8 protein-coding genes are annotated in these 10,049 nt (G+C 59.5%); all 8 read left to right on the top strand.

Annotated elements, in window-relative coordinates; genetic code table 11:
* Positions 1-369 precede the first annotated feature (369 nt).
* The 8 genes from NW840_RS10055 to rsgA all read left to right on the top strand — a co-directional run bounded on the left by NW840_RS10055 (position 370) and on the right by rsgA (position 9,809).
* Entirely contained in the window at positions 370-1,296 is a 927-nt protein-coding gene (locus tag NW840_RS10055) for a hypothetical protein (RefSeq protein ID WP_414344011.1), read from the top strand.
* Between the two features lie 87 nt (positions 1,297-1,383).
* Complete coding sequence (locus NW840_RS10050; protein WP_011434466.1) at positions 1,384-2,604, top strand: DUF445 domain-containing protein; 1,221 nt, start codon at positions 1,384-1,386, stop codon at positions 2,602-2,604.
* Between the two features lie 40 nt (positions 2,605-2,644).
* Positions 2,645-4,306, top strand: a complete 1,662-nt coding sequence (locus NW840_RS10045; RefSeq protein ID WP_414344009.1) for a bifunctional metallophosphatase/5'-nucleotidase — start codon at positions 2,645-2,647, stop codon at positions 4,304-4,306.
* Positions 4,307-4,462: 156 nt separating this feature from the next.
* Complete coding sequence (grpE, locus tag NW840_RS10040) at positions 4,463-5,200, top strand: nucleotide exchange factor GrpE (RefSeq protein ID WP_071818179.1); 738 nt, start codon at positions 4,463-4,465, stop codon at positions 5,198-5,200.
* A gap of 179 nt (positions 5,201-5,379) precedes the next feature.
* Positions 5,380-7,188: a molecular chaperone DnaK gene (dnaK, locus tag NW840_RS10035; RefSeq protein WP_414329166.1), complete on the top strand. Its 1,809-nt coding sequence runs from the start codon at positions 5,380-5,382 to the stop codon at positions 7,186-7,188.
* 130 nt (positions 7,189-7,318) lie between these two features.
* A complete protein-coding gene (dnaJ, locus tag NW840_RS10030) occupies positions 7,319-8,503 on the top strand; it encodes a molecular chaperone DnaJ (protein WP_414329167.1) in 1,185 nt (394 codons plus the stop codon).
* Entirely contained in the window at positions 8,500-8,769 is a 270-nt protein-coding gene (locus NW840_RS10025; protein ID WP_414344006.1) for a sulfurtransferase TusA family protein, read from the top strand. Before dnaJ ends, NW840_RS10025 begins: the two co-directional genes overlap by 4 nt.
* Positions 8,766-9,809 carry a ribosome small subunit-dependent GTPase A gene (rsgA, locus tag NW840_RS10020; protein ID WP_414344005.1) on the top strand — a complete coding sequence of 348 codons (1,044 nt, stop codon included), beginning with the start codon at positions 8,766-8,768 and terminating at the stop codon, positions 9,807-9,809. Before NW840_RS10025 ends, rsgA begins: the two co-directional genes overlap by 4 nt.
* Positions 9,810-10,049: the final 240 nt, after the last annotated feature.

Raw genomic sequence — 10,049 nt, 5'->3', positions numbered from 1 at the left:
CAAACAGAATGCTATCGCTGCATAGTTGAACAGTGATGTTCAGCAGTGTTCAGCGTAAATGTATCAGCCTTCACCTTCTCCTTCTCCAGAAGGACGGTCTCCTGCAGAACCCAAGCCGGAGTCCAGCCCCGAGGCTCAGGAGAGTGAGGCTACAGAGTCTCCTAAGCCAGAATCCCCAGCCCCCCAGCCAGGGGATCCCGGCGGACCGACTCCTTCTCCTTCCCCCAGCCCCTAGGGAAAACTCGATCCAGACCCCGAACAGGCTCAATAGTGTTTTAAGAGCTTCCGATCCCTTAATACCTACTAAATCTAGTGGGCACAAGCGGGGCAGGATGTTAAGCTACTGCCAGTTGCGACCGGATGGGATCCATGAGCTCAACCTTGCAGCCGTTCCTGCATTTGTTGCAGAGGAGTTCCTTTTGGGGGGTGTTGATAGCCGGTGCCGTTACCCCGGTTGCTGCTCAGCAGTTCGAGTTCACCCCTCAGCCGGTGCCCCCCAGGGGGGATCCCGTCCCTACCTTGCCCTTGCTGAGTGCTCCGCCCTCCCCCAGCTCTGCCGCCCCACCGGCCCTACCGCCTGTACCTCAGGTGCCGCAAATGCCGCTGGATCCCACAGCTCCGGCCTTGGATCCGATCCCGGTGGTGCCCGTTCAAGCGGCCCCAGGTGGACAACTCCCCCAAGGCGAGGCCTATTCCTATCAACGTCGGCCCGACCTCAGCCCAGGTGGGGATCTCCCTGGAGCCACGCGGGGCGAGCTGCCTGCCGGCACCCGTATTCTCCTCACGGTCTACCGCCCCATCACTTTCCAGCCCTACCAGGCCATTAACGGCCACCTGGAAGTCTCCGAGCCGGTGGTGGATCGCTTTGGCCAGGTGGTGATCCCGGCAGGGAGTGTGGTGTGGGGCACTTTTGAGCCGGTTTACCGAGAACTGAAGTTGTCTGGCCGGGAGGCGGAGAGCGCCGATCCCCAAGAGCGGGTCGTCGGCAGCCGCTTTGTGGCCAACCGCCTCACCATCGGCTCTTCCACCTACTTGGTGAGAGGCCAATCTGCGCCGCTACCAGTCGGGTTGGATCGCAACGCCGATGTCGGCACAACTGTAGCCCGCGGGGCAGGCTATGGGGCAGCAGGTGGGTTGGCCTTGGGAATTCTCACAGGGGGATGGGGCTTTTTGCCGATCTTGGCCGGCAGCTTGGCCGGCGCTGCGGCAGGCAGTACCAATATTGACCGGGTGGTGACGCTGCAGCCCAATACGTTGGTGGAGCTGGAACTGACCGATAGCCTGATCATCCAATGAACTGGCCAACCCTCTTTTGCCCTGTGGCTGGCTGAAGTGACTCGGGGCAGCTCGGTAGAGTAGAAGAGAGCCCCCTCCATTGGTTCCATGGCCTTCTGGATCTACGTTGTGCCCCCGCTGGCCGGGCTGGTGATCGGCTATTTCACCAACGACATTGCCATCAAAATGCTGTTCCGGCCCTACCGCCCCTATCGGGTTTTCGGCTGGCGCATCCCCTTTACCCCCGGCCTGATCCCGCAGAACCAGCCTCGTCTGGCCAAGCAGATCGCCAAGACCATCATGGGATCCCTGCTCACGCCGGAGGAACTGCACAATCTGGCCCGTAAGCTGCTGCAAACCGAGCGCATGCAAGCTGGGATCCGCTGGCTGCTGGGGGTAGCTCTGGATCGGCTGCAAAACCCTGAGCAACAGCAGCAAACCGCCCAGGTGTTGGCGCGCATTTTGGCCGATCTGTTTAACGAGTCGTTGCCCCGCCTGGTGAAGGTGCTGGCCCGTCAAGAAACCTTTTTGGAAGGGCCCATTAACCAACTGTTCGACCAAGTGTTGCTGGAGCTGCGCCTCAGCAGCGAGCAGGCTAAGCAGCTCTCGGAGTGGATCCTGAAGCAGGCGCTGCCCCCAAAGGTGTTGCGGCAGAACTTGGTGGACTTTCTCACCGATCGCAACATCGAATCCCTTGATGAGGAGTTTCGTGAACGAGCGACCGGCTCCTACTGGGTGGTGGCCAACTTGTTCGGCCTGAAAAATGCCCTGTTGCGCCTGCGCACCTATTGTCTAGAAGAGCCGGAAGGGGCAGAAGCCATCTTGGAAGATCTGCTCAAAGACATCAACGCCTCCCGCCGCCTGACCGAGATCCTGCAGAACCTCTCGCTGCAAAACCTGCCGGTTTCCGCCGTGCGTCAGTTGCGCCGTGCCCTCCGCGACGGGATCCAAGATTACCTGCGCAGCCAAGGGCCAGAGGTTATCAAAGGGCTGGGGGAGACCATCGATTGGGAAAAAGTGGCCAGCCTGGTGTTGGGACGCCTGCGCAACTCCAAGGCGTTGATCACCTCCATCGATCAGATCAGCGCCGACCTGGCTTTGGTCTTGGAGCGCTACCTAGAACGGGATCTCGAATCCCTGATGATGCAGGTGATCCCGGTGTTGAACCTGGATCAGGTCATTGCCGATAAAGTCAACGCCACCTCCCCTGCCGACCTGGAGCAGGCCATCCAGCAGATTGTGCGCCAAGAACTCCAGGCCATCGTCAACTTAGGCGGCCTCCTCGGCTTTTTGGTGGGCTGTGTGCAGGTGCTGTTCTTGCTGGGCTGACGAGTTTGGGTTGGGCTTTGACTTTGGCTATGATATGAGAATGCGATTAACAATTCTCCACACTTCGGATCTCCATGCCAATCTACATCCCTGGAACTACTTCACCGGGATCCCTGCGGAGCACGGTCTAGCCAAGCTGGCCACCCTTATTAAGCGCGTGCGAGCTGCCAGTGAGGATCCCGTCTTACTCATCGACAGCGGCGATACCATTCAGGGATCCCCCTTGGGCACCTACTATGCGCAGGTGGAGCGCGTCTCTCCCCACCCCTTGGCCCATGCCCTCAACGCCCTAGGCTACGACGCTTTTACCCCCGGCAACCACGACTTTAACTTTGGGCTGCAAGTTCTCCAGGATTTTATCGGCGATCTCCGCTGTCCGGTGCTCTGCGCCAACATCCTCCGCCAGAATGGGGATCCCCTCTTCCAGCCCTACCTGATCCGGGAATTGGCCGGGGTTCGCGTCGGCCTGTTGGGGCTGACCACCCCCCGCATCGACACCTGGGAGCGCCCCGACTACATTGCGGGGCTGCGCTTTGCCCCCTTGTTGGAGACCGCCCGACACTACCTATCGCTGCTGCGACCTCAGGTGGATGTTTTGATCTTGATCCTGCACAGCGGCCCCAACCAATTGCCCCCCCTGCGCACCCCTGAGCATTGGCACAACCCGGATCGCTCCGGCTGGTGCAGCAACAAAAGCCTGGCAGGGGAAAACGAACTGTTGGCCCTGGCCGAACTGGACGGCATTGACGTCATCCTCTCCGGCCATACCCACCAGACCATCGCCGGTCTGGGGGGATCCCCAGCTCTAGTGGTGCAGCCCGGCTATTGGGGCAGCCACCTCTCCCAGGTATCCCTGGAGCTGGAGCGCCAGGGCAGCCGCTGGCAAATCATCAGCAAAAGCGCACAGCTCCTCTCCGCCGAAGGGATCCCTCCCGATCCCGAACTCTTGGCCTTGACAGAGCCCTATCATCAAGCCACCCTGCGCTACATCCGTCAGCCCATTGGCCAAGCCCGTTCTGCCTATAGCGGCGGTCTGGCAGCCCGTCTGGGGGCCAACCCTCTGGCAGAGCTGCTCCATCAGGCCCAATTGCAAGCAGTGCGGGAGGCAGGATTCCCCGCAGAGCTCTCCCTGGTCAACATCTGCAGCAGCGCCGGCCTGTCAGCAGGCCCCATCTCCCTGCAAGATGCCTACAGCCTCACCGTCTACGACAACACCCTCTGCGTTTTGGAGATCACCGGAGATATTCTGCGGCGCGCCCTGGAACAGACTGCCGGCTATTTTCGCCAGTTGGATCCCAATCACCTTCCCGCCGATCCTGCTGCCGTCGTGGCCCCCGAAGCCCGCGGCTACACCTTCGACCTCTACCATGGCATCGACTACTGCTTCGATCTCACCCGCCCCGTAGGAAAGCGCCTGGTGACCTTACAATTCCGCGGACAGCCGGTGGAACCAGCACAGACCTTTCGCCTGGCCATTAACCACTACCGAGCCGGCGGCGGCGGCGGTTACAGCATGTTCCAAGAAGCCCAAACCCTGTGGATCTCAGCCGATAGCATCCGCGACTTTCTGGTCTACTATATTCACACCCACTCCCCCATTCAACCCATCTACAGCCCCAACTGGCGCCTAATCCCCGACTTGGCCAAGATCTACTTCCCCGATTGCCTGGGCCGGCCACGGGAACATCTGCTGGTCGGCTAGGAAAGAAAAGATATTGACTTCAACTGGCTGAAAGAGAACCCGGTAGAATACGATCAACACAGAGCCTGGTTTGGCTGAGTGCAGCGGCGGTTTTGAAACTGCCAAACTGGGGATATCCGAGTCACTGCTCATTGCTAACACTTGCCGACATCGCCCATGACTGCCGAAGAGAAGCAACCGATGGCCCCAGAAGATACCTATCCTGAACTACAGGAAGAAGAGATCGACGTAGAGGCAGAGCTGGAGAAGCTGATTTTGGAAGATAGCGAAGCAGAAGCCGGTACCTCCTCCGGAGAAACCGCAGCTGAGCCTTCTCCAGATCCCGGTGAAGCTCTCAAGCAGCTCCAGCACGAGTTGGAAGTTGTCCGCCAGCAACTCAAAGAGAAAGAAGACGCCTACCTGCGCCTCTACGCCGATTTTGAAAACTACCGGCGGCGTACCCAGCGGGAAAAAGAAGAGTTCAGCCAAAAAGAACGGCAGAAATTTGTGCTGGAGATCTTGCCTGTTGTGGACAGCTTTGAGCGGGCTCAGCAGCAGCTGAAGCTGGAAACCGACCGCGAGCGGGAGTTGCACAACAGCTACCAGAGCGTCTACCGCCTGCTGGTGGAATGCCTGAAGAAGATGGGCGTCTCCCGCATGAAATCGGTGGGCCAGCCCTTCGACCCCAACCTGCACGAAGCCATAGCCCGTCAGCCCAGCCCAGACTATCCTGAAGATGTGGTAGCCGTCGAATATCAGCCAGGTTACAAGCTGGGGGACTTGGTGATCCGTCATGCCATGGTAGCCGTCTCGGCGGGCAGCCCCAGCTCTGAACCATCCCCCCCAGCCCAAGCCACCATCGAAGCTGGTCCGGAAAACACGCCCGCCTCTCCCCAAAACCCCCAACCTTCCTAGCCGAACTTGCTCACTTGAACCTTGACAAACAGAGCCAGAGCAGTCTCAGAAACGCTACAGTAAAGCTACGGAGACGAAAGCAACGTCTGAAGGTTTCTGCGGGATTCTGGGCAGAATGCTTTTAAGATCCGTGGAATCGCGTTCTTGGGTTGAGACTTGGCGCACGGGAAGAGGGGGCTATGGGTAAAGTCATCGGGATTGACCTGGGAACCACCAACAGTTGCGTGGCGGTTTTGGAAGGTGGTCAGCCCGTTGTGATCACCAACGCCGAGGGAGGGCGCACCACCCCCAGCATTGTCGGCTTCGCCAAGAACAACACCCGCTTGGTGGGCCAACTGGCCAAGCGCCAGGCGGTTACCAATGCTGAAAACACCATCTTCAGCATCAAACGCTTCATTGGCCGCACCTTTGCCGAGACCGAAGATGAGCGGAGGCGGGTTCCCTACAAAGTCATCCCCGGTCGAGACAACATGGTGGAAGTGGCGGTGCAAGATCGCGCCTACACTCCGCAGGAGATCTCCGCCATGATCCTGCAAAAGCTGAAGGCCGATGCGGAGGCCTATCTGGGGGAGCCGGTGACCCAAGCCGTGATCACCGTTCCCGCCTATTTTACCGATGCCCAGCGGCAGGCCACCAAAGATGCGGGCACCATTGCCGGCCTGGAGGTGCTGCGCATCATCAACGAGCCGACAGCAGCCGCCCTGGCCTATGGCCTAGACAAACAAGATCAAGACCTACGCATTCTGGTTTTCGATTTGGGTGGCGGCACCTTCGATGTCTCGGTGCTGCAACTGGGCAGCGGCGTGTTTGAGGTGCAAGCGACTGCCGGCAACAACCACCTGGGGGGGGATGACTTCGACCAAAGAATTGTCGATTGGCTCATCCGTCAGTTTTTGGAGACGGAAGGGATCGACCTCTCGCGGGATCGCATGGCCCTGCAGCGGATGCGGGAGGCTGCTGAGAAGGCCAAAATTGAGCTGTCCAGCACCCAGGTTACACTCATTAACCTGCCTTTTATCACCGCCGACGATTCGGGGCCCAAGCACCTGGAAGTGGAGCTGACCCGCGGCAAGTTTGAGGAGTTGGTGCGGGATCTGGTGGAGGCCACCGTGGAGCCTACAGAACAGGCGCTGCGGGATGCTGGCCTCTCCCCTGCAGACATCGACCGCGTGCTGCTGGTGGGCGGCTCTACTCGTATTCCCGCTGTCCAGGAGAAAATTCGGCAAATCTTCAAAAAAAACCCAGATCGCTCCGTCAACCCGGACGAGGCGGTGGCCCTTGGCGCTGCCATCCAGGCAGGCGTGGTGGGTGGAGAAGTGAAAGATCTACTGCTGCTGGACGTGATCCCTCTCTCGATTGGGGTGGAAACGCTGGGGGGAGTCTTCACCCGCATCATCGAGCGCAACACCACCATTCCCACCAGTAAAACCCAGATTTTCTCCACTGCCACCGATGGCCAGAGTGTGGTGGAGATTCACGTCCTGCAGGGAGAGCGGGCCATGGCCAAAGACAACAAAACCTTGGGCCGCTTTCAGCTGACCGGGATCCCGCCGGCTCCCCGTGGGGTGCCCCAGATCGAGGTTTCTTTTGACATCGATGCCAACGGGATCTTGAAAGTCTCGGCTCGGGAAAAGGGGACAGGAATCGAGCAGAGCGTCAAGATCACCAACAACGGTGGCTTGAGCAGCAGCGAGATCGAGCGAATGCGTCGGGAAGCGGAGGCCTATGCCGAAGAAGATCAGCGCCGGCGGCAGTTGGTGGAAGCCCGCAACCAGTCAGATAGCCTGCTCTACAACTACGACAAAACCCTGCAGGAGCATGGCAATCGCCTCAGCGAAGCTCGAATCCAGCGGGGGGCTCAAGTGGCGGGCACATTGAGGGCATTGCTGGCAAATGATAACGTAGACTTAGCAACTTTACGGAACGCAATGGAAGAACTGCGGGCTGTCCTGCTGGAGATGGGTAGCGAGATCTATGGAGCTCGCTGAGGATTCTAGGCAACTGCTTGCTCTCCCCCAGCTCCGGTGCCTTGTAGGTCTGCTTCGGTTGTGCTGCCTGACAAGTTGCATCTCAAGTGTGTCTGATGTTTTGATCTTTAACCTCTTCTGAAGCGCTTCTATGGCTCGCGACTACTATGAAATCTTGGGGGTTAGCCGCGATAGCTCCAAAGAGGAGATCAAGCGCGCCTATCGACGGTTGGCTCGTAAGTACCACCCGGATGTCAACAAGGAGCCAGGCGCCGAGGAGCGCTTCAAAGAGATCAACCGTGCCTATGAGGTGCTCTCTGATAATGAGCTAAAAGCTCGCTACGATCGCTTTGGAGAAGCGGGTTTGAGTGGAGCTGCTGCGGCAGCAAGTGGATTCCAGGATTTTGCGGGGATGGGTGGCTTTGCCGACATTTTCGAGAGCTTTTTCACCAACTTTGCAGGGGCAGGAGCCAGCTATGCCCGCAGTCGCCAGGGGCCGGTACGGGGCGATGATCTGCGCTTTGACCTAAAACTGGAGTTTCTGGAAGCCATCTTCGGCGGCGAAAAGCAAATTCGCATCAGCCACCTGGAGGTCTGCAATGTCTGTGGGGGCAGCGGGGCCAAGCCCGGTACGGAGGTGAAAACTTGCCCCACCTGCGGAGGCGGCGGTCAGGTGCGACGGGCAACCCGCACGCCGTTCGGCAACTTCACTCAGGTCTCGGTTTGTCCCACCTGTGGTGGCAGCGGTCAGGTGTTGGAAGAGCCCTGCTACAACTGCAATGGCGAGGGCTTGGCCCAAACCACGAAGAAACTGCGCATCAACATCCCAGCCGGCGTGGATAGTGGCACCCGTTTGCGGGTTTCCGGGGAAGGCGATGCCGGTCGACGCGGTGGCCCGCCCGGGGATCTCTACGTCTACCTGTTTGTGGAACCGGATCCCGACTTCCAGCGAGATGGCCTGACCATTCTCTCGGAGGTGCGGGTGAGCTATTTGCAGGCCATCTTGGGGGCCAAGGTCTCTGTGCCCACCGTGGACTCGAAAGCCGGCCTGGAGGAGGAGGTGGAGCTGACCATCCCAGCCGGATCCCAGCCGGGTACAGTGCTGACCCTGGAGGGCAAGGGGGTACCTCGCATTGGCAACCCGATGTCTCGGGGCGACCACCAAATCACCTTGGTGGTGGAGATCCCCACCCGCATCAGCTCAGAAGAGCGGGAATTGCTCATGCGCCTGGCTGAGCTGCACGGAGAACGCATCAACAAGCGGGATGGTTTCTTGGGCGGGTTGTTGCGGGGGCTGGCCCAGATGCCTGGCAACCGGGAGCGTGAGGAAGAATGACTGCAGAGGCTGTTTCGTCGGAAGAGGTCAAGTTTATCCTTGACCAGCGCGGGATCCCTTGCCCACTCAACTACGTGCGGGCGAAGCTGCGCCTGGAGCGCATGGCTCCTGGAGAACTGCTGGAGCTGTGGCTGGATGCAGGAGAACCCCTGGAGCAGGTGCCCAACAGCCTAGCCATGGCCGGGCATCGGATTGAGGGACAGGCGGCTGCCCCCGAAGGCCATCACATTCTCTGGGTGCGTCGCGGCACACCTGCGTCGCCATGAACCCGGTGAAACCAGAAGGAAAGGGGGATCCGGGATCCAGTTGTACCGGCTGGGTGCGAGCAGCGCAGGCCAACTTTTATCGCGTGCGGATCGATCCGAGTTTGGCCGCCCTTTTTCCCGAGATCCCGGCTCAGTTTCCGGCTCAAAAGCCCACCCCGGCGGAGATTCTCTGTACCTGTCGGGCCAAGCTGAAAAAAACGGGCCAGCAGGTGATGGTGGGGGACTGGGTGGAGGTGCGCTTGCCGCCTGCTGCCGCCGACCTCTGGCCGGAGCGGGGGGTGATCGAGGCGATCCTGCCGCGGCGCACTCAGCTGCCTCGACCCGCTATTGCCAACGCGACCCAAGTTCTGGTGGTGGTGGCCCTGGCCGAGCCCGACCCTGAGCCCAACGCCCTCAGTCGTCTGCTGGTGCAAGCCGAGGCCAGCCAACTGCGGGTTCAGGTGGTGTTGAACAAATGCGACTGCGTGGATCCAGAAGTGGCGACAACTTGGGTGGAGCGTCTGCAGAGGTGGGGATATGAGCCTCTGTTGGTCAGTGCCCACACCCAAGCTGGGATCCCCCAGTTGCAACAGTGCTGTCGAGATCAGATCTCGGTGGTGACAGGCCCTTCCGGGGTGGGCAAATCCAGCTTGCTCAATCGGCTGCTGCCGGACGTTCGGCTGGCCACTCAGGCCGTCTCCAGACGTTTGGGCCATGGTCGGCACACCACCCGCCATGTGGAGCTGTTTCCTTTGCCGGAAGGCGGTTGGATCGCCGATTCGCCGGGATTCAATGCTGGCGAAGGGATCCCGCCGGTGCATCCTTTGCAGTTGATACGGTGCTTCCCCGAAGTAAGGGATCGCTTGGGCGCCTGTCAGTTTCGCGATTGCCTGCACCATCGAGAGCCGGGCTGTGGGCTCCGAGATCTGGATTGGGAACGACGGACTTTTTACTTGCAGCTTTTGCAAGAAGTCCAGCAGGTGCAAAAGGCATCGGTGGGCCTTATCCAGCCTGGCCAAGATCCCAGTCTCGCCAGAATTGCGCGAAAGACCCCAATCTGAGGACTATAGTCATTCCAAACTAGATTGAGACACTCCTCAAGCATTCCGTGCAGCTTCTGCGACCACTCCCAGCCCCTCTTCCTTTGGGAGAGGGGAGTTAGGAACCAATACACAATACAACAGAAATGTTTCATTCCTATCTAAAATGACTATAAAACGACCGTAGAATGTCAGCTAGAAATCGCAGGAGCCCCGCACTGTACCCGTAGGGTCAGTGTCGGGAGGAATGCGCTTTGATGA

Source organism: Synechococcus sp. R5-13, assembly GCF_047462015.1.
GTDB lineage: Bacteria > Cyanobacteriota > Cyanobacteriia > Thermostichales > Thermostichaceae > Thermostichus.
The sequence above is the reverse complement of the archived record's forward strand: the minus strand, read 5'-3'. Positions and strand labels throughout refer to the sequence as shown.

Coding starts and splice junctions, on each gene's coding strand:
- rsgA (WP_414344005.1), top strand. CDS start 8,766: ATGAACCCGGTGAAACCAGAAGGAAAGGGGGATCCGGGATCCAGTTGT.
- NW840_RS10045 (WP_414344009.1), top strand. CDS start 2,645: ATGCGATTAACAATTCTCCACACTTCGGATCTCCATGCCAATCTACAT.
- NW840_RS10055 (WP_414344011.1), top strand. CDS start 370: ATGAGCTCAACCTTGCAGCCGTTCCTGCATTTGTTGCAGAGGAGTTCC.
- grpE (WP_071818179.1), top strand. CDS start 4,463: ATGACTGCCGAAGAGAAGCAACCGATGGCCCCAGAAGATACCTATCCT.
- NW840_RS10025 (WP_414344006.1), top strand. CDS start 8,500: ATGACTGCAGAGGCTGTTTCGTCGGAAGAGGTCAAGTTTATCCTTGAC.
- NW840_RS10050 (WP_011434466.1), top strand. CDS start 1,384: ATGGCCTTCTGGATCTACGTTGTGCCCCCGCTGGCCGGGCTGGTGATC.
- dnaK (WP_414329166.1), top strand. CDS start 5,380: ATGGGTAAAGTCATCGGGATTGACCTGGGAACCACCAACAGTTGCGTG.
- dnaJ (WP_414329167.1), top strand. CDS start 7,319: ATGGCTCGCGACTACTATGAAATCTTGGGGGTTAGCCGCGATAGCTCC.